10 protein-coding genes and 1 tRNA gene are annotated in these 23784 nt (G+C 69.1%); 9 read left to right on the plus strand and 2 right to left on the minus strand.

Translation table 11 applies throughout. The features are described from left to right. Window positions 1-90: 90 nt before the first annotated feature. The 7 genes from OG272_RS28030 (at window position 91) to OG272_RS28060 (ending at window position 13831) form a co-directional block, all read left to right on the plus strand. A complete protein-coding gene (locus OG272_RS28030; protein WP_326579531.1) occupies window positions 91-288 on the plus strand; it encodes a hypothetical protein in 198 nt (65 codons plus the stop codon). Window positions 289-595: 307 nt separating this feature from the next. Next, the gene (gene topA / locus OG272_RS28035; RefSeq protein ID WP_326579529.1) at window positions 596-3442 is read left to right on the plus strand and encodes a type I DNA topoisomerase; all 2847 of its coding nucleotides are present in this window, start codon (window positions 596-598) and stop codon (window positions 3440-3442) included. Window positions 3443-3654: 212 nt separating this feature from the next. Then, entirely contained in the window at window positions 3655-6957 is a 3303-nt protein-coding gene (gene tmk, locus OG272_RS28040; protein ID WP_328223775.1) for a dTMP kinase, read from the plus strand. 777 nt (window positions 6958-7734) lie between these two features. After that, window positions 7735-8940, plus strand: a complete 1206-nt coding sequence (locus tag OG272_RS28045; RefSeq protein WP_326579525.1) for a DNA polymerase III subunit delta' — start codon at window positions 7735-7737, stop codon at window positions 8938-8940. Between the two features lie 161 nt (window positions 8941-9101). After that, window positions 9102-10712 carry an alpha/beta hydrolase gene (locus OG272_RS28050; protein ID WP_327728412.1) on the plus strand — a complete coding sequence of 537 codons (1611 nt, stop codon included), beginning with the start codon at window positions 9102-9104 and terminating at the stop codon, window positions 10710-10712. A gap of 123 nt (window positions 10713-10835) precedes the next feature. After that, a tRNA-Thr gene (locus OG272_RS28055) sits at window positions 10836-10909 on the plus strand. A gap of 936 nt (window positions 10910-11845) precedes the next feature. Further along, a complete protein-coding gene (locus tag OG272_RS28060; RefSeq protein ID WP_405895146.1) occupies window positions 11846-13831 on the plus strand; it encodes a hypothetical protein in 1986 nt (661 codons plus the stop codon). Here the strand turns inward: OG272_RS28060 and OG272_RS28065 are convergent. Both OG272_RS28065 and OG272_RS28070 read right to left on the minus strand, forming a co-directional pair. Then, on the minus strand, window positions 13717-14607 hold the full coding sequence (locus OG272_RS28065; RefSeq protein ID WP_405896085.1) for an IS3 family transposase: 891 nt from the start codon (window positions 14605-14607) through the stop codon (window positions 13717-13719). The genes OG272_RS28060 and OG272_RS28065 overlap by 115 nt on opposite strands. A 23-nt stretch (window positions 14608-14630) precedes the next feature. Then, window positions 14631-14918 (minus strand): transposase, encoded by a 288-nt coding sequence (locus tag OG272_RS28070; protein ID WP_326584620.1) that lies wholly within the window; start codon window positions 14916-14918, stop codon window positions 14631-14633. A gap of 170 nt (window positions 14919-15088) precedes the next feature. Between OG272_RS28070 and OG272_RS28075 the strand changes: the two genes are divergently transcribed. Beyond that, window positions 15089-16768: a LamG domain-containing protein gene (locus OG272_RS28075; protein ID WP_405895147.1), complete on the plus strand. Its 1680-nt coding sequence runs from the start codon at window positions 15089-15091 to the stop codon at window positions 16766-16768. 171 nt (window positions 16769-16939) lie between these two features. Next, window positions 16940-23782 (plus strand): polymorphic toxin-type HINT domain-containing protein, encoded by a 6843-nt coding sequence (locus OG272_RS28080; protein ID WP_327728406.1) that lies wholly within the window; start codon window positions 16940-16942, stop codon window positions 23780-23782. Window positions 23783-23784: the final 2 nt, after the last annotated feature.

Raw genomic sequence — 23784 nt, forward strand, 5'->3', positions numbered from 1 at the left:
GACGCCTCGCGTTCACCTCGGGTTCGCACGCCCGCTTCCCGTCCGTGCCAGCCTCCCGTCCCGGGGAACCGAGGGGTGGGAGGACGGGACATGGAGAGCGGACCGGCGATCTTCGTGGGAGTGGTGTTCGCCCTGTTCGGGGGCGGGCTGCTGCTGTGGACCGCGAGGCGGCTGCGCCAGGGCGAGCCGGTCGCCCAAGGGGTGCGTCCCGTGATGTCGGCGACGTTCGCGAGCGTCACGGCGGTCACCGCCCTCGCGCTCGGCGCGTGGTGCTTCACACGGATCTGAGCGGGCCGGGGGAGCCGGGGCCGGAGAGCCTGCGGGTAACCGGGATGTGACGCTCCGCATCGGCCCGAACGGATCGCTGAAGACGCCGGGCGGCAGGAATGGCGGTAGTCGGGTTACCGTTCGAGTGGCCGTTGCGGGCTTTTCCCGTTTGACACGGGGGCGGGATGTACCGTCACACTCCGCAGCGTCAGCATGACCCGACCCCGGGCCGACCGCCGAGCCCCGTGCGAGGCAACGGCTTCCGGGGGCGCCCGCCCCGGGAAGCAAGCCTGGGGAAACCCAGCGTCGACCGGAGAGAAGAGCGAAGTTGTCCCCGACCAGCGAGACCGCGAAGGGCGGCCGCCGACTCGTCATCGTCGAGTCGCCTGCCAAGGCGAAGACGATCAAGGGCTATCTCGGCCCCGGCTACATCGTCGAGGCGAGCGTGGGGCACATCCGCGACCTTCCCAACGGCGCCGCGGAGGTGCCCGAGCAGTACACCGGCGAGGTGCGCCGGCTCGGCGTGGACGTCGAGCACGACTTCGCGCCCATCTATGTGGTCAACGCGGACAAGAAGGCCCAGGTCAGGAAGCTCAAGGATCTGCTGAAGGAATCCGACGAGCTCTTCCTCGCCACCGATGAGGACCGCGAGGGCGAGGCCATCGCCTGGCACCTCCAGGAGGTGCTCAAGCCCAAGGTCCCGGTCAAGCGGATGGTCTTCCACGAGATCACCAAGGCCGCGATCCAGGCCGCCGTCGCCAACCCGCGCGAGCTGAACCAGAAGCTGGTCGACGCCCAGGAGACCCGCCGCATCCTCGACCGCCTCTACGGCTACGAGGTCTCGCCGGTCCTGTGGAAGAAGGTCATGCCGCGGCTGTCGGCGGGCCGCGTCCAGTCCGTCGCCACCCGGCTCGTCGTGGAGCGGGAGCGCGAGCGGATCGCCTTCCGCTCGGCCGAGTACTGGGACCTGACCGGCACCTTCGCGACCGGCCGCGCCGGCGACGCCTCCGACCCGTCGGCGCTGGTCGCCCGCCTGCAGTCCGTCGACGGCCGCCGCGTCGCCCAGGGCCGCGACTTCGACTCCGTCGGGCAGCTCAAGGGCGCGAACATCCTGCACCTGGACGAGGGAGACGCCCGCGCGCTGGCCGCCGCCCTGGAGAACACCCGCTTCTCGGTCCGCTCCGTCGAGTCCAAGCCGTACCGCCGCTCGCCGTACGCCCCCTTCCGTACGACCACGCTCCAGCAGGAGGCCTCGCGCAAGCTCGGCTTCGGGGCCAAGGCGACGATGCAGGTGGCGCAGAAGCTGTACGAGAACGGCTTCATCACCTATATGCGTACGGACTCCACGACGCTCAGCGAGACCGCCGTCGCCGCCGCCCGCGCCCAGGTCACCCAGCTGTACGGCGCCGACTACCTGCCGGCGCAGCCGCGCACGTACGCCGGGAAGGTCAAGAACGCGCAGGAGGCGCACGAGGCGATCCGTCCCTCGGGCGATCGTTTCCGCACGCCCGCCGAGACCGGCCTGACCGGCGACCAGTTCAAGCTCTACGAGCTGATCTGGAAGCGGACGGTCGCCTCCCAGATGAAGGACGCGACGGGCAACAGCGTCACGGTGAAGATCGGTGGCACCGCCTCCGACGGCCGGGACGCCGAGTTCAGCGCCTCCGGCAAGACGATCACGTTCCACGGCTTCCTCAAGGCCTACGTCGAGGGCGCCGACGACCCGAACGCCGAGCTGGACGACCGCGAGCGCAGGCTGCCGCAGGTCGCCGAGGGGGACGCGCTCTCCGCCCAGGAGATCACGGTCGACGGGCACGCCACCAAGCCCCCGGCCCGCTACACCGAGGCGTCGCTGGTCAAGGAGCTCGAAGAGCGCGAGATCGGTCGCCCGTCGACGTACGCGTCGATCATCGGCACGATCCTCGACCGGGGATACGTCTTCAAGAAGGGCACGGCCCTGGTGCCGTCCTTCCTGAGCTTCGCCGTGGTCAATCTGCTGGAGAAGCACTTCGGGCGGCTCGTCGACTACGACTTCACCGCCAAGATGGAGGACGACCTCGACCGCATCGCGCGCGGTGAGGCCCAGGCGGTGCCGTGGCTCAAGCGGTTCTACTTCGGCGAGAGCACGGGTGCGAACGGCACGGCGGCCGAGGCCGGCAACGGTGACGGGGACCACCTCGGCGGTCTGAAGGAACTGGTCACCGACCTGGGCGCGATCGACGCCCGCGAGGTCTCGTCGTTCCCCGTAGGCGACGGCATCATGCTGCGCGTCGGCCGCTACGGCCCGTACGTCGAGCGCGGCGAGAAGGACTCCGAGGGGCACCAGCGGGCGGACGTGCCCGAGGACCTGGCCCCGGACGAGCTGAGCATCGAGCTCGCGGAGGAGCTGCTCGCCAAGCCGAGCGGTGACTTCGAGCTCGGTGCCGACCCGGCGACGGGTCACCAGATCATCGCCCGGGACGGCCGCTACGGCCCGTACGTCACCGAGGTGCTCCCCGAGGGCACCCCGAAGACCGGCAAGAACGCGGTCAAGCCGCGCACGGCCTCGCTGTTCAAGTCGATGTCGTTGGACACGGTGACGCTGGCCGACGCGCTGAAGCTGATGTCGCTGCCGCGGATCGTCGGCGCCGACGCCGAGGGGCAGGAGATCACCGCGCAGAACGGCCGCTACGGGCCGTATCTGAAGAAGGGCACGGACTCGCGGTCGCTGCAGACCGAGGACCAGCTCTTCACGATCACCCTCGAAGAGGCGCTGGCGATCTATGCCCAGCCCAAGCAGCGCGGGCGGGCCGCCGCCAAGCCGCCGCTGAAGGAGCTGGGCGAGGACCCGGTCAGCGCGAAGCCGGTCGTGGTGAAGGACGGCCGCTTCGGGCCGTACGTCACCGACGGCGAGACCAACGCGACGCTGCGGTCCGGGGACAGCGTGGAGACGATCACGCCCGAGCGTGGGTTCGAGCTGCTCGCGGAGAAGCGGGCGAAGGCTCCCGCCAAGAAGACGGCCAAGAAGGCGCCCGCGAAGAAGACGGCGACGAAGGCCGCCGCGAAGAAGGCCGCGCCGGCCAAGAAGACCGCCGCGAAGAAGACGGCGACTTCGAAGACCGCCGCGGCCAAGAAGGCGGCTCCTGCGAAGAAGGTGGCCGCGAAGAAGGCGACGGCGGCTGGGGAAGGCTCCTAGTAGCTCGGGGGTGCGGGTGCTCTCGCGGCTGCTGGTTGGTTGTGGCTGGTCGCGCAGTGCCCCGTGCCCCTTGCTCGGCCGCACTTCGACGTGGCTGAAATCTTCGCCCTGGATTTGCTGAATGTGTGCGGGTTTTGTGTGACTTCGTGGTGCGGCGTGCGTGCGTTCGGGCGCTGCTTCGGAGTGTCGGTGGGTGCCGATAGGCTGAAAGCATGATGCGAGCCGAGCAGCCTACGGCCCACAACCCGGCCTCCGATGACGCCCTGGCGGCCGATTCCAGGGAGCGCGCCGTGCGGGCGCTCCTGCGCAGGCCGCAGCTGAAACGGTTGTGGAGCGCACAACTCGTGGGCGGTGTGGGCGATGTCCTCGCGCTGTTCGTGCTGGTGCTCCTCGCCTTCCAGGCGGCGATCGCCGAGGGCTCCTTCGGGGGCGGATACCGGGGCGTCGCCCTGACGGTCGCGGCCGTCTTCGGTACACGCGCCCTCGCGACACTGCTCTTCGGGGCCGTACTCCTCGGGCCGCTCACGTCGCTGACCGCGCAGGAGGGCCCGCTCGACCGCCGCTGGACCATGGTCGGCGCGGACGGGCTGCGGGTCCTGCTGCTGATCGTCGCGCCCCTGTGGATCGACTGGACGCCGGACAACGCGCTCGCGGTGCTGCTGGTCACCGCGTTCGTGGCCGGTGTCGCCGAGCGGTTCTGGACGGTCTGCCGGGAGAGCGCGGCGCCCGCGCTGCTGCCCGCGCCGCCGCCGGAGGGCGCGACCGTACGGCCGCTGCCGGACCACATGGACGCGCTGCGGCGCCTGGCGCTGCGTACCGGATTCGTGGCCGTGCCCCTCGCGGCCGCCGTTCTCGTCGTCGCCGCGCTGCTCAACAATCTGCTGGGCGCGGGCATCGACTGGTTCGGGCAGCACCAGGCCGCGCTCGCCTCGTACGTCGCCGCCGGGCTCTTCGCCGCCTCGCTGTCCCTGGTGACCTTCCTCGAACTGCCCAAGACACGCACCCCGCGCGCGCGGTCGCCGCTCGAGGGGCTGCGCCGGCCCAAGACCGGCACCGGTGTGGACAAGGGGCGTACGGGTGCGATCCCGCTCCTGGTGCCCGCGTGCGGGGCTGTCGCCGGAGCGGTCGCCGCCGCTGTCGCCGTGGCCGTGCTGCATGCCAAGGACCTGGGCGGCGGGCCGGTGATGTACGGGCTGTTCGTCGCCGCGCTGACGGGCGGTGTGGTCGTCGGGATCCGTCGGGCGCCGTCCGTGCTGCCCTCGCTGTCACGGCGCCGGCTGCTCGCTCTCGCGATCGCCTTCACCGGCGTCGCGCTGCTCGCCGCCGGGCTGACCCCGGACGTCACGAGCGTGCTGCTGATCCTGGGGCTGGCCGGCGTCGGTGCGGGAATCGCCGCGAACACCGGGCACACGCTGCTCGACCAGGAGGCCGAGGACTTCCGGCGGGCGCGGACCACCGAGCATCTGCACGCCGTCGTACGGGTGTTCGTGGCGCTGGCGGTGCTCGTCGCTCCGCTGGTCGCCGCGGTCATCGGGCCGCACCGGCTGGAGAGCGGCAAGTTCGTGTTCGCGCACGGCGGTGCGGCCTTCACGTTGATGCTGGTGGGAGCGTTGCTGCTGCCGGTGGCCGCGTGGGTGCTCGCCAAGGCCGACGACCGGTCCGGGGTCCCGCTTCGGCAGGATCTGCGGGATGCCTTGCTGGGGGGCGACGATCCCGTTCAGGCTCCCGCCGAGACCGGGTTCTTCATCGCCCTGGAGGGCGGCGACGGGGCCGGGAAGTCGACCCAGGTCGAGGCGCTCGCCGAGTGGATCCGGGCCAAGGGACACGAGGTCGTGGTGACGCGGGAGCCGGGGGCCACTCCGGTGGGCAAGCGGCTGCGGTCGATTTTGCTGGATGTGTCGAGCGCCGGGTTGTCGAATCGGGCCGAGGCGCTGTTGTACGCGGCGGATCGTGCCGAGCATGTGGACACCGTGGTGCGGCCCGCGCTGGAGCGGGGCGCGGTCGTCATCTCGGATCGGTACATCGATTCGTCCGTGGCCTATCAGGGGGCCGGGCGGGACCTTTCTCCCACGGAGATCGCTCGGATCTCGCGGTGGGCGACCGATGGGCTCGTGCCGCATCTGACGGTGCTGCTGGACGTCTCGCCCGAGGCGGCGCGCGAGCGGTTCACCGAGGCGCCGGACCGGCTGGAGTCGGAGCCGGCGGAGTTCCACGAGCGGGTGCGTGCGGGATTCCTGACCCTCGCCGCCGCGGATGCCGGGCGGTATCTCGTCGTTGACGCCGCGCAGGACCCCGAGGCGGTCACCACTGTTGTCCGGCACCGGCTCGATGTGATGCTGCCGCTGTCCGAGGCCGAGGTGAAGGCGCAGGAGGAGGCCCGGCGCAAGGCCGAGGAGGAAGCGCGGCGCAAGGCCGAGGAAGAGGCCGCGCGGAAGGCCGAGGAAGAGCGGCTGGAGCGGGAGCGTCAGGAGGAACTCGCGCGGCTGCGGGCCGAGGAGGAGGAGCGCAAGCGGCGCGAGCTGGAGGAGGCTCAGCGGCGCGAGGCGGAGCGGCAGGCGGAGGAGGCCCGGCAGCGGGCCGAGGAAGCGCGTCGCCGTGCCGAGGAGGAGCAGGCGCGGCTCCTCGCGGAGGAGAAGGCCCGGGCCGAGCAGGAGGAACGGCGGCGGGTCGAGGAGGAACGGCGTCGTCAGCAGGCCGCGGAGGAGCAGCGGTTGCGGGCGGAGGCGGAGGCCCTGCGCCTGGAGAAGCAGCGGAAGGCCGAGGAGGCGTTGCTCCGGGCCGAGGAGGCTCGGAGGGTGGCCGCCGCGGCGGAGGCCGAGCGGGCGGCCGCGATTGCGGCGGAGGCTGAGAGGGCGGCGGCTGAGCGGGCGGCCGCGGCGGCGGCTGAGGCGGAGCGCGCCGCCGAGGCTGAGCGGGGTGCGGAAGCCGAGCGGGGAGCTCGGGCCGAGGCTGCGCGGAGCGGTAGGGCTGCGCGGGGTGGGCCTTCGACGGCTGACGACGCGGCGACTGTGACGACGCCGTTCGTGACGCCGACGAACGCGTCGGGCGGGCCTGTGGATGAGACGGCTGTGCTTCCGCCGGTGCGGGCGGATGGGCCGGGTGGGGCTGGTTCGTCGGGTTCGCCCCGTGGGGCGGGTGCGGACTCGGAGACGACGGCGAAGTTGCCGAAGCCGCCGGTGCCGTCCTCGGGGGCGGCTCCGGAGGATGAGACCACGGTGTTGCCGCAGGTGCCTTCGGGGGCGGCCGATGAGACGGCCGTGCTGCCGCCGGTGCGTGAGGACCGGGTGCCGCCGGGGTACTTCCGCGACGAGCGCTCCGGGCCGGACGGGGCGGAGGGCCGGACACGGGAGCTTCCGCAGGTCGATGAGGAGGGGACGCCGCGGCGGCGGCCTCGGTCGGACTGGGCCGAGGAGACGCCGTTGGACGATCTTCCTACGCTCGCGGACGAGCTGTTGGGCCCGCACGGCGAGGACGACACCGATGGCAGGCGGGGCTGGGGGCGGCGCCGCCGCTGAGTTGGCGGGAGCCGGGCGGTGGGCGGCCGGGTTCGCGTGCGGTGGGTGGGTCGGCTGGGGGCGGGTGCCCCGGTGGTGAGGTGAGTCGGCGTCGCGTGCCGGTCGTGGGTCGGGTCGGGGCTGTACTCGTACGCGTCAGCCTGTTGCTTGGTGCGGTGCGCCCTCGGTGGTGGGCCGGGCCGGGCCGGGGTGGGGCCGTGCCGGTGGCACGGCCCCTTTTGCGTGTGGGCGGCGCGGCGCGGCGGGGCGAACGACGGCGGCGCGGGTCGCGGCCCCGCATGCTGGTGCCGTCCGAGTCTCGGGCGGCGGATCTGCCGCCGGATGACTACCGATGACTACCGATGCCACCGCTCTGTCCGACGGCCCGGACTGTGCGCGGCTCAGGCTCTGTCCGGCGGCCCGGATGGTGCGCGGCTCAGGCTCTGTCCGGCGGCCCGGATGGTGCGCGGCTCAGGCTCCGTCCGGCCGCTTCCTGTACTCAGCTGCGGGCAGTCGTAGTCGTGCCATCGGGGAGGCACGGGAGGGCGCAGCGGCACCCCTGGGCGCGCCGGTAAGCGGAACGGTCGTCCCCTCGACGTCGCCTTTCGTCCAAGCCTTCACCGCATTCCGAGTCCCCCAACCCCCTTGGCTCCCGTTCTCCCCGGTTCTCGGCGGGCCCGGTGTGGCGGGCAGGGACGCGGGCCGGGTGGGGCCAGGAGGCACGGGGCGGGGTTGGTTGTCGGTGGGGGCGCGCACAATGGGGGACCGAGAGGCTTTGTGGGACGGAGGCGGTGCGGCGTGGCCGTGTGGGACGACCTGGTGGGGCAGGAGCGGCTGATCGGGCAGCTTGACGCGGCCGCTCGGGACGCGGACGGGATCGTCACGGCGGCGGAGCAGGGGATCGCGCCTCCGGAGGCGTCGAAGATGACGCATGCGTGGCTGTTCACCGGGCCGCCGGGGGCGGGGCGGACGACGGCGGCGCGGGCGTTCGCGGCGGCGTTGCAGTGCGTGAGTCCCGACCGGGCGCTCGGGGGGAGCCCGGGATGCGGGTTCTGTGACGGGTGTCATACGGCGCTCGTGGGGACGCACGCGGATGTCAGCACGGTGGCGGCGGTGGGCGCGCAGATCCTCGCCGATGACATGCGGGACACGGTGCGGAAGTCGTTCACGTCGCCGGCGACCGGGCGCTGGCAGGTGATTCTCGTCGAGGACGCCGAGCGGTTGAACGAGAAGTCGGCGAACGCGGTGTTGAAGGCGGTGGAGGAACCCGCCCCGAGGACGGTATGGCTGCTGTGCGCGCCCTCGCTGGAGGACGTGCTGCCGACCATTCGGTCCCGGTGCCGGCATGTCGGGCTGCTCACGCCGTCGGTGGACGCGGTGGCGGACATGCTCGTACGGCGGGAGGGGATCGAGCCGGGGGCGGCCGCGCTGGCTGCCCGGGCCACTCAGGGACACATCGAGCGGGCGCGGCGGCTGGCCACCGATCCGCGGGCCCGGGAGCGGCGGGCCGCCGTGCTGAAGCTGCCGTTGCGGGTCGATGACATCGGGGGGTGTCTCAGGGCCGCGCAGGAGCTGGTGGACGCGGCGTCGGAGGAGTCGAAGCAGCTTGCCGAGGAGGTCGACACCAAGGAGACCGAGGAGCTGAAGACGGCGATGGGCGCGGTGCAGGGCGGGCGTATGCCGCGCGGTACGGCGGGGGTGATGAAGGACCTGGAGGACAAGCAGAAGCGGCGGCGCACGCGGGCGCAGCGGGACAGCCTGGACGTGGCTCTGACCGAGCTCACCGGGTTCTACCGGGACGTGCTGGCCCTGCAGTTGGGGGCACGGGTCGCGCTCGCCAACGTCGAGGTGCAGGACGCCCTGGAGCGGATGGCGCGGGGCGGCACGCCGGAGTCGACGTTGCGGCGGATCGACGCGGTCGCGGCCTGCCGGGAGGCGCTGGACCGGAATGTGTCGCCCTTGCTGGCCGTGGAGGCGATGACGATGGCCCTGCGGGCCGGGTGAGCCGCTCGGAGAGTGGGTGGGTGGGTGGGTGGGTGGGCCGCTCGGAGTGGGGGGCGGTGGGCGGCGGGGGCGGGTGGCGCGTTCGGTTGACTCCGTCACTCGTACGAGGAGCATTCGTCGCCGTTCGTGATCGATTGGGTGCTTCTGGTTACGCTCGCGAGATGCACACCAGGCGTACTTCTCGGCCGAACCGGTCCCTGCGGGTCGGCGGCGCGTTGCTCGCTGCCGCCGCGCTGCTCGTCGCGGGCTGCTCCTCCGGCGCTTCCAGTACGGCGGCCGGTACGGCGGCCAGAGCGGTGGACGGCACGGTGGACGGGGGGCCCGTCCTCGGCGCGCTGCCGCGTGCGACCCCGTCGGTGCTGGCCCCGTACTACGAGCAGAAGCTGAGCTGGCGCACCTGCGAGATCCCCGGTTTCCAGTGCGCCACGATGAAGGCCCCCCTCGACTACGCGAAGCCGAGCGAGGGCGACATCAAGCTGGCCGTCTCGCGGAGGAAGGCGACCGGCCCTGGTGAGCGGCTCGGCTCGCTGCTGGTCAACCCGGGCGGGCCGGGCGGGTCGGCGGTCGGCTATGTGCAGAGGTACGCCGGCATCGGCTACCCGGCCAAGGTGCGGGCGCGGTACGACATGGTGGCCGTCGACCCCCGGGGCGTGGCCGGCAGTGAGCCGGTGGAGTGTCTCACCGGGCGCCAGATGGACAGGTACACGCAGACGGATCTCACCCCGGACGACAGGGGGGAGACGGCTGAACTGGCCACCGCGTACAAGCGGTTCGCAGAGGGGTGCGGGGCGCGTGCGCCGAAGCTGCTGCGGCATGTCTCCACCGTCGAGGCGGCCCGGGACATGGACGTCCTGCGGGCCGTACTGGGCGACGAGAAGCTGACGTACGTCGGAGCCTCGTACGGGACGTTCCTCGGCGCGACGTACGCGGGGCTGTTCCCCGAGCGGGTCGGCCGGCTGGTGCTGGACGGCGCGCTGGACCCGTCGCTGCCCGCCCACCGGCTCAACCAGGAGCAGACGGCGGGCTTCGAGACCGCCTTCCAGTCCTTCGCGAAGGACTGTGTGAGGCGGAAGGACTGCGCGCTGGGGAGCACGCCCGCGCAGGTCGCCGAGAATCTGCGCGGGCTCTTCGAGCGGCTGGACGTGCGGCCGCTGCCGACCGGTGACGCCGACGGGCGACGGCTCGGCGAGTCCCTGGCCACGACGGGCGTGATCGCGGCGATGTACGACGAGGGTGCCTGGCCCCAACTGCGCCAGGCACTCACCGAGGCGGTCAGGAAGAACGACGGCGCCGGCCTGCTGGCCCTCTCGGACAGCTACTTCGAACGCGACCCCGACGGCACCTACTCCAACCTGATGTACGCCAACGCCGCCGTGAACTGCCTCGACCTCCCGGCCGCCTATGACACCCCCGAGGAGGTCGAACGGGCCCTGCCCGCGTTCGAGAAGACCTCCCCGGTCTTCGGCCGGGCCCTCGCGTGGGCCTCCCTGAACTGCGCGTACTGGCCGGTGAAGCCGACGGGCGCGCCACACCGTATCGAGGCCAGGGGAGCCGCCCCGATCGTGGTCGTCGGCACCACCCGCGACCCCGCCACCCCCTACCGCTGGGCCCAGGCCCTCGCCTCCCAGCTTTCCTCCGCCCGCCTCCTCACCTACGACGGCGACGGCCACACCGCCTACGGCCGCGGCAGCTCCTGCGTCGACTCCGCGATCAACGCCTACCTCCTGCGCGGCACACCCCCGACCGACGGAAAGCGCTGCTCAGCGTCCTGATCGCCGGCCTGGGCGATGACCGCCCGGGCCCGCCCCCGGGGTGCTCCGGCCCTTGGTTCGGAGCACCCCGGAAAATGTGTAGACTTACCGTCGTTGCCGATCGCACCATAGTGCGGACAGCACGCCGCCTTAGCTCAGATGGCCAGAGCAACGCACTCGTAATGCGTAGGTCTCGGGTTCGAATCCCGAAGGCGGCTCTATGGTGAACCCCAGGTCAGGCCTTTGACCTGGGGTTTTCTGTTTTCGTTGACCTTGGATATCCGACGAATCGGGCACTGCTGGTCTGCGCATCGAAATGCGTAGGTCTCCGGTTCACAGCTTGTATCCGTTTTTCGGTGCGCCGCTGTGACCTGCGAGTTCATGGTCCTGAGGGCTTCTGCATCGAATTTCGGAGTGATCGCCGGTGGCCATCCGGTGGCCATTTGTGCAGCGTGCGTGCAGGGAGCATCCGATCTCGGCACCGCAGGTGCTGTCCCAGGTGCCCCTTCTTTTGTGCGGTCTGCATAGTGCAGAGACTTGCCGTGGAGTCCTCAGCCCGGTGTGAAGTGGCCCGAACTGGAGCCGTGCCCCGGCGTACGCGATCCCGATCTCCTGCAGGTCAAGAACGGCACCGGCACCGGTTCCGGCCCGCGGAACACCCAGGGGCGCGATGGCCAGGTCGGCGCATGACGGGCCGTCATCGCGTAGCCGAGCACGCTACGGGAGGAGGACAGGTCGATGACCGTCGCCAAGCTCAGCTTGCCCTCGCTGGCTCGGCCACCGGCCAGTCCTACGACGGCGACCTGTTGCGCGCGTCTGCGACACCCAGCTGCGCAACGTCCTCGGGTGGAGGCCCAGATCCTCAGCCACTTCCGGGTTTGGCTTACCGGTCTCCGCCGCGATTCCACACCGCGCCCTGGCGGAACTCGGCGTCGTAGATGCGCTTCCTGGATGCCATGACCCCAACTATCCCGCCGGTCACGGTCTCCACGATAGGAGGGGGGCCCGGGGTGAGTGGTGGCTGCTTGCCAGGCGGCGCGCCGTAAGCGGAGTGTGAGATGACCGTCACCGAGCACTCTTGGTAAAGATCTCCTCACCAGCTACCCTCCCTTCGTTCAACAAATAATCAAAAAATAAAGAACGCAGGGGGGAAGGTGCGACCAACCAGTCGCAACAGAGCCGTGCGCGGGGCGATGACCGTCGCCTCGGCCGTGCTGGTACTAGCGGGCGGCTTACAGGCCGTCCCGGTCCAGGCGGCGGGCATGGACACGGGGGGTTCTAGCACTCCGGCTGACGAGGGGGCGCGGGGCAAGGAGTTCTGGGAGGACGACGCGCTTCCGGCCGCCACACCCGAGCAACGGGCCTCCAAGAAGGCCGTCGCCTCCGGCAAAAGCGTGGAGATCGGCGAGTTGACGTCGTCGACCAGCCGGGTGGTAGCCAATCCCGACGGGACATTCACCGCCGAAACGGCGGCCTCGCCCGAGCGGGTTCTCAAGGCCGGTGAGTGGACGGATGTCGACACCACGCTCGTCACCCGGCCGGACGGCGGCCTCGCGCCGCGCGCCGCCGAGGACATCCGTTTCTCCGGCGGCGGTACCGGCGAACCGCTGGCCCGGATGGTGACGGCCGGCAAGAAGTACGCGGTGTCGTCCCCGTGGGCGCTGCCGAAGCCGGAGGTCGACGGTTCGTCGGCCGTGTACCGGTCGGTGCTTCCCGACGTGGACCTCGCTGTGCAGGCCCACCCGGACGGATTTACGTACCACTTGGTGGTCCACAGCCGCGAGGCCGCCGCCAACCCGGCCCTGGAGAAGGTGAGTTTCCCGGTCGAGGCCAAGGGGCTGTCCGTGCGCACGGACGACTCCGGCGCGGCCACCTTTGTGGATGGTTCGGGACATGCCGTGATCTCCAGTGGATCGGCTCTTATGTGGGACGCAGGCACGACCACAGCGAAGGTCGGCAGTGCGGCGCAGAGCGCCTCCACGGTTTCCGGGTTCGCCGCGGAGAGCGCAGCCGACACCCTCGGCGCGAGTCCCCGGTCGCGTACGGCTGTCATGGACACAGACGTCACCAACGACGCCCTCTCCATCGTTCCGGATCAGGACTTCCTTGCCAGCAGCGCGACTGCGTACCCCGTCGTTCTCGATCCACCGGCGGTCAAAGCGACCCTGACAGGGTGGACGGCTCTGTGGTCCAACTCGCCGGGCACCAGCCTCTGGAAGACCAAGCACGCGCTGGGCGTGGGCTATGACGCGTTTGTGGACAACAAGAAGTCGCGTTCGCTCTTCCAGTTCGACACCCGGAGGGTGGCTGGCAAGAAGATCGTGAACGCGACCTTCACGCCGTATGCGATCTGGTCGGCGAACTGTGTGAAGCATGACGTCGACCTCTATCGCACGAGCCAGATCTTCTCCTCGACGACGTGGAACAAGCCGCCGAAGTGGCTTGCGAAGGTCGACACGGTCTCCGCTGCCAAGGGCCACTCCTCCGACTGTCCGGACGGGGACATCGAGTTCGACGCCACGGCGGCCGTCGCGCACACCGCGAAGGCGAAGGACACTCTCACCACGCTTGGACTGCGGGCCGACGAGGACGATCCGATCGCGTGGAAGCAGTTCCTGTCTCCGCTGGACCCCGACGCCACGTCCTCCCGGAAGCCCCGGCTGTCGATCACCTACGTGACTCCGCCGAACAGCAAGCCCTCTTCGGTGAAGATGTCCGATCCCAAGGTCTCCTGCTCGGCTTCTTCCGCCCCGGCACAGATTCGGGACACCACTCCGCGGTTGACCGCGACACCGACATCAAGCGATGCCTCCAACGCCTCGCTGCGCCCCAACTTCGAGTTGTACAAGGGCAGCAGCACCACGGAGACCTCGCTGAAGCCGTCCACATGGACGGACAGCGGCACGGCCGGAACAGTGGTCACGGCCGCCTTGGACCAAGCTGTCACCTACAAGTTCCGCGCCCGTACTGAGTACAAGTACACGTGGCAGGGTGAAGTTCCCCCCGGGCCCTGGACAGCGGGTGTTTACGCTGCGGGGGTGAGGTCTTGCCTGAGCAAGGTTCTCGTTTCGAGTGGGGTGACGTACCCATGCTCGGGGTGTCTGCGGAGTCGGCTGCGGTTGTACTCGATCTCGATGTAGCGGAAGACGTCGGCCCGGGCGGCCTCGCGGGTCTCCCAGACGGTGGTTCCGATCTCCGCTTTCAGGACGGCGAACCAGCTTTCCGCAGCAGCGTTATCGTAACAAGAGCCGACACGTCCCATCGACTGTCGCATGCGCAACTTGCGTATCTCGGTGCGGAATTCATCACTCGTGTATTCGCTGCCGCGGTCGGTGTGCATGATGCAGCCGTCCTCCAGACCACCGCGTCCGGCCGCCATCCGCAGGGCGGCGACCGGCAGCTCGGCGCGGTGGTGGTCGGCCATCGCCCAGCCGATCACCTCCCGCGTCGCGAGATCAATGCAGGTCGCCAGATACAACTTCCCTTCCCGTGTGACGAGTTCGGTCATGTCACCGACCAGCCGCATCCCGGGACGGGGGGCGGTGAAGTCCCGGCCGATCAGGTCGGCGGCGAACACCGCCCGCCTGGCCTGCCTGGTCAGGCCCCGACGCCGGCGGCGGGTGATCCCGACGATCCGGTACTTGCGCATCAGCCGCTCGACCCTCTTCGGGTTCACCGCCCGCCCGGCCCGCCGCAGGGCGGCGTGGATCCGCGGGGCCCCGTAGGCGCCGCGCGATCCGGCGTGGAGCACCCGGATCTCGTCCACCAGGCGTTCCTCCTCGCGCCGCGCGACCCGGCGCGCTGACGCGGCCGCCCGGTGCGCGTAGTAGGTAGAGCGCGGCACTCCGAGCGCACGGCACAGCAGCGCGACGCTGTGACCTGCGTGATTGTCGTCCGATGTCTTCTCCGCGTCGATGAAGCGGCACCGCGTGGCGGTGTCTACCTCATCTTGTCCTGCGCGAAGAAGGCGGTCGCTTTTCCCAGGATGTCGACCGTCTTCTCCAGCTCGCGGACCTTACGCCGCAGCTGGGCGAGTTCTTCCCGCTCGGCGCTGGTCAGAGTCCCGGCGGGCCCCTCGCCCCGGTCGGCCTTGGCCTGCTTCACCCAGCCACGCAGACCCTCCGGGCTCACCCCCAGGTCCCGGGCGACCTCGGTGACCGTCTTGTCCGACGACAGCGCCAGCGCGACGGCGTCGCGTTTGAACTCGGCCGTGTACCGCTTGCTCATGTTGCTCTTCTTGCTCACTACCTGTGACTGCTTCCTCCGGGACCTTCCGTCCCAGTATCAGGCTGTCCAGGTCAAGGGGGGAGCTTCAGGGTGACACCCACTCTCTGTTCGGGCCCTGGTCGAGCTACTGCTACTTCAGGGTGGACTCCAAGGGGCCGCCGGTCCCGAAGGTGTCCTCGACCGTGTACAAGGAGTGCGGCGGCACGGTCTGTGAGGCCGCCGACCCGGAACTGGGCAGCGTCGGCATGACTGCTGGATTCAAGATCGACGCGGGTGCCAGTGACGTGCGCCGTTACGACTGGTGGCTCAACGGGGCGAAGCTCGGCAGCAAGACGTTCACGGCCAACACCTCGACGTACGGGATCGAGGCGGCGCCCGACAAACGGCTGACCAACACCCTGCGGGTGCAGACCTACGACGGGGCGGGGAACCCGAGCGCCCACTACGACTACCTGTTCAAGGTGGCAAAGGGATCTGATCCCGTGGCGAGCTGGAAACTGGACGACGGCAGCGGCGCCACTGCTGCCGACAGTTCGGGCAAGAACCGGCCGCTGGCACTGACCTCAGCGTCCTGGACGGACAAGGCCCGGCTCGGTGGCGGCTTGCGAGCCAACGGCACAAGCAGTGCGGGCTCCAGTACATCAGTTCTGGACACCACCAACAGCTTCACCGTCTCCGCCTGGGCCCGGCTGACCGCGAAGGATCACATCTCCACCGTGGTCTCACAGAGCGGTTCCCGCGTTGGCACCTTCCAGATCTACTACTCGCAGACGTATGACCGTTGGATCTTCAACCGGTACTCGGCCGACAACGATGATCCGACGATCGTCCGCGCGGTGGCCAAGAAGCCGCCGGTTGTGGGTGCGTGGACCCATCTGATGGGTGTGTACGACCACAACAAGAAGCAGATCCGTCTGTATGTCAACGGACAGCTCCAGGCGGCCACGGAGTTCACCACACCGTGGGCGGCGAAGGGCTCCTTCGAGGTCGGCCGTATGAAGGGATCGGGTACGTACACGGACTACTTTGAGGGTGACCTGGACCAGGTCCAGGTCTGGGACCGTGTGGTCTTCGAGAACGAGATGTGGTCGATTGCCAACACCCTGAACCCGGCGACCGGCAGGACAGAGCCCGCGCTCCTCGCCAACTGGGGCTTCGACGAGGCATCCGGCGCCACGGCGGCGGACGCCACCGGCCGGGGCAACCCGCTCCAACTCCAGACGGGCGCAGCCTTCGCCGCAACTGAGGATCCGGCCCACGGCAACGTCCTGGAACTCGACGCCGAGAAACTGGGCAGGGCCACCTCCACCGTCTCACTGGACGAGTCCGGCAGCTTCAGTCTGGCCGGCTGGGTCAACCTGGCCGCTCAGTCGAAGCTCGACGACACCACCGTCGCGCATTCCCCGAGCGTCTTCTCGCACCCGGGCGCCGAGCGGAACTCGTTGCGCCTCTGGTACCGCCAAGAGGCGGGCCAGGTCATCGGTGACTGGAACTTCGGACGGTACGAGACGGACGTTCTGGGCGGCCCCGCCGTCGCGGCTGTCTCGGACGAGGTCAACTCGCCCGGTGGCTGGGTGCACGTCGTCGCCGTCTTCGACTCGGTGAACAAGTCCATCCATCTCTATGTGTCCGGGCAACGACAGGGCGACGAGGACGGCGTCCTGAGCGAGGAAGCCTTCCAGCCCACAGGCCCTCTGATGGTCGGCGGCGCACGCCGTCACGACAACGGAGAGTGGGGCAACGCCCTGCCCGGCCAGCTCGACGACCTACGTGTGTACGCCGGTGTCCTGTCCGACGACGAGATCACGCAGCTCGCGACGGTTGACGAGCCGCCCGTTCCGGTCGAGTAACCCCTCCCTTCCTCCTCTCCAGAGGCGTACCGGGCCACGGGCCCGGTACGCCCTCACAACTCAGAATCCAGGAGCACCCCCCAAGTGTTGTCCAGGAACAGCTCACTGCTGCCCAAAAGATGGGCATGGAGCAGAGCGAGCCGGCATCGTCTGGCCGCCGTTGTCCTGCCTTTGTCATCAGCGGTCGTCGCTGGTCTGCTGAGTGCCGCACCGGCGCAGGCAGCCGCGGCGGACCGCGATCACACAGCCCTGCAGAAGGCCAAGTACGGCAAGGCCGAGCCCTTCGACCCGAAGGTCACCAAGGTCAAGGACCCGACGGAGGCCGCCACCCGCAGAACGCTTGCCAAGGCTCGCGCGAAGGTGACGTGGCCGGGGGCATCGGCGGTGACGGTCGACCTGCCGCCGGAGAACAGCAAGAAGTCGGTCAAGGCCGCCGGGCTGCCCATCACGCTCGCCCAGCCCAACGACAAGACCGCTGGGGTCACAAAGACCGCCGAGGCCCCCGATGAGGCCAAGGTCCGCGTTCTCGACCGGAAGACCACCGACCGGCTCGGCATCGACGGCGTGGTCTTCACGGTCGCCCGCGCTGACGGAGACACCGGCGCCGCAAGTCTCGGCGCCACGATCGACTACAGCTCCTTCGCCGACGCCTACAGCGGCAACTGGTCCTCACGCCTGCGTCTCGTGCAGCTCCCCGCGTGCGCCCTGACCACGCCGGAGAAGGCGGAGTGCCGTAAAACCATCCCGGTGGCGTCGGAGAACGACGGCGAGGCCGAGACGGTCACCGCGCAGATCACCACTCCGAAGGCGACCACGGCCGGTACGAAGACCCGGACCGCGATGGCCGCCAAGCCCGCCGCCATGGTCATGGCCCTGTCCGCCGCGGCCGGCTCCGACCAGGGCACCTACGAGGCCACCCCGCTGGCGGCCTCCTCCACCTGGTCCGCCGGCGGTTCCAACGGCGACTTCACCTGGAACTACCCGCTGGAGACGCCGCCGGCCCCGGCGGGCCCGGCGCCGAACCTGTCCATCGGCTACTCCGCGCAGAGCGTGGACGGCCGCACCTCCTCCACCAGCGCGCAGCCGTCCTGGGTCGGCGAGGGCTTCGACCTGTCGACCTCGTACGTCGAGCGGGCGTACGGCAGTTGTGAGGACGACGGCCAGGACAAGAAGTACGACCAGTGCTGGAAGGAGGACAACGCCTCCCTCGTCCTCAACGGCAAGTCGACGCCCCTGGTGAAGGAGGGCGGCAAGTGGCGGCCCAAGAGCGACGACGGCGAGCGGGTCGTCCACGACACCGGCGCCGTCAACGGCGACGACGGTGACACCGGGGAGAACGGCGACAAGGGCGAGTTCTGGACGGTCACCTCGACCGACGGAACCCAGTACGTCTTCGGCAAGAACCGGCTGCCCGGCTGGAGTTCGGGCAAGGCCGAGACCAACTCCGTATGGACGCTCCCCGTCTTCGGCGACGACTCCGGCGAGCCCGGATACTCCTCCGGCGACTCCTTCTCCGGCCGCGCCAAGACACAGGCCTGGCGGTGGAACCTCGACTACGTCGTGGACCCCCACGGCAACGTCATGACGTACTGGTACGACAAGGAACTCAACCACTACGCCAAGAACGGCACCACCGGCAACGGCACCGAATACGTCCGCAACGGCTGGCTCAAGCGCATCGACTACGGCCAGCGCACCGACACGATCTTCTCCACCACCCAGCCCGCCGCAGCCCGTGTCAAGTTCACGGTCGCCGAGCGCTGTCTGCCGGTCTCCGGCGGCGAGACGTGCGGCTCGCTCACCTCGTCCAACCGCAACGCCTGGCCGGACGTCCCGTTCGACCAGATCTGCGCGGCCGACAAGCCCTGCACCGACCAGCCCAGCCCGTCGTTCTTCACCCGCAAGCGCCTCACCGACGTCACCACCCAGGTGCACGACGGCTCCGGCAGCGCCGACACCGACTACCGCGCCGTCAACGCCTGGCACCTGGGGCAGACCTTCCCCGACCCGGGCGACGGCTCGGACGCCGGTCTGTGGCTGGACTCGATCAAGCGCACCGGTAAGGCGGGCACCGACGCCTCCCTGCCCGCCGTGACCTTCAGCGGCATCCAGCTGCACAACCGCGTCGACCGCACCGGCGACGACGTCGCCCCCTTCATCAAGTGGCGAGTCCGTACGGTCACTTCGGAGACCGGCTCCAAGCTGACGGTGAATTACTCCAAAGAGGACTGCGTCGCCGGCAGCGACGTCCCCCCCAAGCTGGACGCGAACACCCGGCGCTGCTACCCGGTCAAGTGGATCCCACCGTCCAACCCGACCCCGGGCACCGACCCCAAGCCGCGCACCGACTTCTTCCACAAGTACGTCGTCACCCAGGTCACCGAGTCCGACCCGACCGGCGATGCCCCGCTGAAGCAGACGGACTACACCTACAGCGGCGGCGGTGCTTGGGCGTACGACGACGAGTCGCCCATCACCCAGGCCAAATACCGGACCTGGGGCATCTGGCGCGGCTACCAGAAGGTGACCACGACCACCGGTGAACCTTCCGGCACCCAGTCGAAGTCCATATCCCTCTACTACCGGGGCATGGACGGCGACAAGCAGTCCGACGACACCACCCGCAAGGAGACGGTCACCGACTCCAAGGGTGTGGTGAAGACGGACGCGGAACAGTTCGCGGGCCAGCTGCGCGAGCAGATCACCTACAACGGCGTGAACGGTCCCGAGGTCTCCGCGACCGTCAATACCCCCTGGTCCCGCACGACGGCCACGGACAAGCACTCCTACGGCACGGTCAACGCGTACATGGTCCGCACCGAGACCTCGGTCTCCCGTACCGCGCTGTCGGGCGGCGGAGAGGTGACGACGGCCAAGACGACGACGTACGACCCGACCAGCGGCCTGCCGCTGAAGGTGGAGACGGACGCGGCAGGGGAAAAGGACTGCACCGTCACGGAGTACGCCACCAACACCTCGGCGTGGATTCTCGCCCTGCCCAAGCGGGTGGAGAAGGTGTCCACCGGATGTGCCGCGACCCCGAAGCGGACCGCAGATCCGAAGACAACCGACGTGATCTCGGATGTGCGGACGTCGTACGACGACCAGGACTGGGGGAAGTCGCCCACGAAGGGTGATGTGACCCGGGTCGAGAGGGTGACTGGCTACGACGGTTCCACGGCCAAACTCCAGACCGTCAACACCACCAAGTACGACGCGCTCGGCCGTGTGACGGACTCGTACGACACCAGAGGCACCCGGGTCTCGCACATCGAGTACACCCCGGCCGCGGGAGGGCCGCTCACCGAGACCGTCGAGACCAACGCGCTCGACCACGCCACTACCACCGAGATCGCCCCTGACTGGGGAGTGCGTACCTCGACCACCGACCCCAACGGCAACCGCACAGAGTTGGCGTACGACAGCTTTGGTCAGCTCACCGATGTGTGGCTCGCCAACCGGGACCGCGCCGCCGGTCAGACGGCCAGCTACCAGTTCGAGTACAAGTTGCAGAACACGGCCGCGTCGTGGGTGGCGACCAAGTCCCTGAACAACGACGGCGCCACATACCAGACCACCTACGAGATCTACGACGCTCTGCTCAGGCTGCGGCAGACACAAGCACCCGCCGCGTCCGGTGCCGGACGGATGATCACGGAGGCCAAGTACGACACCCGTGGTCTGACTGTCGAGACCTCGACCGACTACGTCGACACCACCGCGCCCTCCGGCAAGCTCGCCACGCTGCTCACCGCGGCGCCAGCGGGTACGGAGACGGTGATCGACGGCGCCGGGAGGGTGACGATCGAAAAGGTCCTCGCCAACGGCAAGGAGTTCTCACGGACCAAGCACACCCATGACGGCGATTCCACGATTGTGGAGCCCCCGGCGGGTGCCTCGGCCATTCGGGAGAAGGTCGATGCCCGGGGTCGTACGGTCGAGAAGCTGGAGTACGACGGCAACGCGGTGAGCACGAAGTTTGCCCGGTTCACCTATGGATACGACCACGCCGACCGGTTGACCAGTGTCAGGGACGACGACGGCAATACCTGGGCGTACGGATACGACTTCCTGGGCCGCAAGGACAGCACCACGGACCCCGACGCTGGTGGAAGCTCGTCCGAGTTCAACGATCTCGACCAGGTCGTCTCCACGACCGACGCACGGGGCAAGTCGATCGGGCTCACGTATGACGTGCTCGGCCGCCCGACCGGCAGACTCGACGGCAAGATTCCCGTGGTCAACGGCCAGCCGGCGCCCGAGGACTCCAAGTACCTGGCGCGCTGGACCTACGACTCCATCGCCAAGGGCGAGTTGACGTCAGCGATCAGGTACGTCGGGGGCAAGGGCGGCAGCGTCTACGCCCAGACCAACGCCAAGTACAGCAAGATCTATCAGGTCCTCAGCGAGCAGTACACGATCAGCAAGACCGAGGGGGCTCTGGCCGGTTCCAACGGAACGTGGACCATCGCCAACGCCTACAACCTCGACGGCACGCTGCAGAAGCGGACCATCCCCGCGATGGGCGGCCTCGCGCAGGAGGTGCTGACGTACGGCTACACCGAGCAGCGCATGCCGGACACCCTCCAGGGCCTGACGGGCATCGTCCAGAACACGGACTACCTGCCTGCCGGTGAGCAGATCCGCACCACCCTCGGTGTCTCGCCCCTCGCGGACTGGACGGAGATCAACCGTAGCTACGAGACCGGCACCAAGCGCCTCGCGCGTCAGAGCGTGGTCTCCGAGACGCACACCGGCACGGATTCCGACGTCCACTACCGCTACGACACGGCCGGCAACCCGGTCGAGGTCGAGGACAAGGCCACCAGCCCCAGTGACCGGCAGTGCTTCACCTTTGACGGCCACCGTCGTCTGAAGACGGCCTGGACGACGACGGCCGACTGCGCCACCGCACCCGCCAAGACGAACGTCGGCGGCCCGGGACCGTACTGGCAGTCGTTCACCTACGACAGCGCGGGCAACCGCAAGACGGCCACCGACCACCTGGCTGACGCCACCACCTCGTACACCTACAAGACGGCCGACCAGCCCCGCCCGCACGCCCTGGCCTCCACCGAGACCAAGAAGACGGACGGCACGGTCACCGGTACGACGAGCTACACCTACGACTTGGCCGGAAACACCGACATACGGACGCTGGGCGGCAAGCCGCAGGACCTCGACTTCAACGCCGAGGGCAGCCTCGAAAAGGTCACCGAGGCGGACAAGACGGCGACGGAGTACCTGAACGACGCCGACGGTAATCGGCTGATCCGCCGGGACACCACCGGCACCACGCTCTACCTGGGCGAAACTGAACTGAGGCTGGACAAGGCGAGTGGCAAAGTCGAGGCCACCCGCTACTACAGCCACAGCGGGCAGACCGTCGCGGTGCGCACGACGGCGGGTCTGACCTGGACCGCCGCCGACCACAACGGCACGGCGAGCGTGCAGGTGGATGCCGCCACCCAGACCGTGACCCGGCGCCAGATGAAGCCGTTCGGCGAGGACCGGGGCGAGGCCGCCAAGGCGTGGGTGGGCGAGCGGGGATTCGTCGGTGGCACCAAGGAGCCGACCGGCCTCACCCACCTCGGAGCACGCGAGTACGACCCCTCCACCGGGCGCTTCGTCAGCGTGGACCCGGTCATCGACCTCACCGACCCCCAACAGGTCAACGGCTACTCCTACAGCAGCAACAATCCGGTCACCTTCGCCGACCCCGATGGTAAATTCCGCGCCTCCGCCATCCTGCTTTTCTTGGCCCGCCAGGTCGGGAGGGCCATCGTTGCAGCCCAAGCCGTCAGCATGAGGCAGTCGGGTTCATCCAGCTCGGGTGGTATGTCCACCGGAGGAAGCGCCAACTACGCCTCATCAGGCAGCAGCTCGTGCATGCCGCCCAGAATCTGCGGCAACGTCGAACCGGCGGATCCCAGATCTGTGGGTAGCTGGAAAGACCTTGCGGGGGGCATCGGAGACTTCTTCGCCGAAAGCGCGGATGTATACGAAATGGTTGAGCCCTGGTGCTGGAGCGGCACGAACCCGGACTGCGGCGGTACCCAGGACAAGTACCAGGAGCTGGTTGAGGGGTTTGGCGCCGATCCCGACTCTGACGTGTATCAGGGGACGAAGACCGTCATGGATGTCGGGTCGGTGTTCGCCGGTGGTTTCGGGATCGGAAAGTTCGCCCTGAAGCAGCTCTTCAAGAAGCAGCTGCGGAAGCAATCCAAGGACAGAGAAAGGAGAAGAGAGAAGGAGGCCAGCGGCTGCACCAAGTGCTTCCTCGCCGGTACAGGCGTCCAGATGGCCGACGGTTCGACCAAGGACATCGAGGACATCGAGGTCGGCGACGAGGTCCTCGCTACTGACCCTGAGACCGGTGAGACCGGCTCCCGGAAGGTCACGCACCTCATCATCACCGAGGATGACAAGCACTTCAACGAGCTGTCCATTGCGACTGAGGACGGCATCGAGAAGCTGACCGCGACGTACGAGCACCCGTTCTGGTCTCCGTCGGAGCAGGGCTGGATCGAGGCAGGCGGCCTTACGCCGGGCATGAGCCTGCTCACGGACGAGGGCGACACCGTCGTCGTCACGGCGAACCGTACGTACGAGGACAACGTCCGCACGTACAACCTCACCGTCGATGACCTGCACACGTACTATGTGCTCGCCGGTACAGTGCCCGTACTGGTGCACAATTCGGGATTGTGCCCCGAGAAGATCGACGACGTCTTCCATAACCCCAGCGGCAGATCTTCGCAGGATCAGTTTGAATACCACTGGGACAAGCATGCAAAGGGGCGCGGTGTCACGCGTGAGCAGTACCTCCAGGATGCGCAAGACTGGGCGACTGGAATTGCCCAGCCAGGAGGGAAGAAGGGGCTCAACGCCAGCTTGGAGACGCTGGCGGACGGTGCGCGCGGGATAAAATACGTGGATCCCCAGACGGGTAAGGGCGGGATCACCGGCCCCGGCGGCAAGGCCGTAACCTTCTGGTATGGTGCCGACCAATGAGA

It is taken from the genome of Streptomyces sp. NBC_00104 (genome assembly GCF_045160825.1).
Lineage (GTDB): Bacteria > Actinomycetota > Actinomycetes > Streptomycetales > Streptomycetaceae > Streptomyces.

Bases quoted from the DNA above. Each gene is read 5' to 3' on its own strand.
- OG272_RS28030 (WP_326579531.1), top strand. From the start codon at position 91: ATGGAGAGCGGACCGGCGATCTTCGTGGGAGTGGTGTTCGCCCTGTTC.
- tmk (WP_328223775.1), top strand. From the start codon at position 3,655: ATGATGCGAGCCGAGCAGCCTACGGCCCACAACCCGGCCTCCGATGAC.
- OG272_RS28050 (WP_327728412.1), top strand. From the start codon at position 9,102: ATGCACACCAGGCGTACTTCTCGGCCGAACCGGTCCCTGCGGGTCGGC.
- OG272_RS28070 (WP_326584620.1), bottom strand. From the start codon at position 14,918: ATGAGCAAGCGGTACACGGCCGAGTTCAAACGCGACGCCGTCGCGCTG.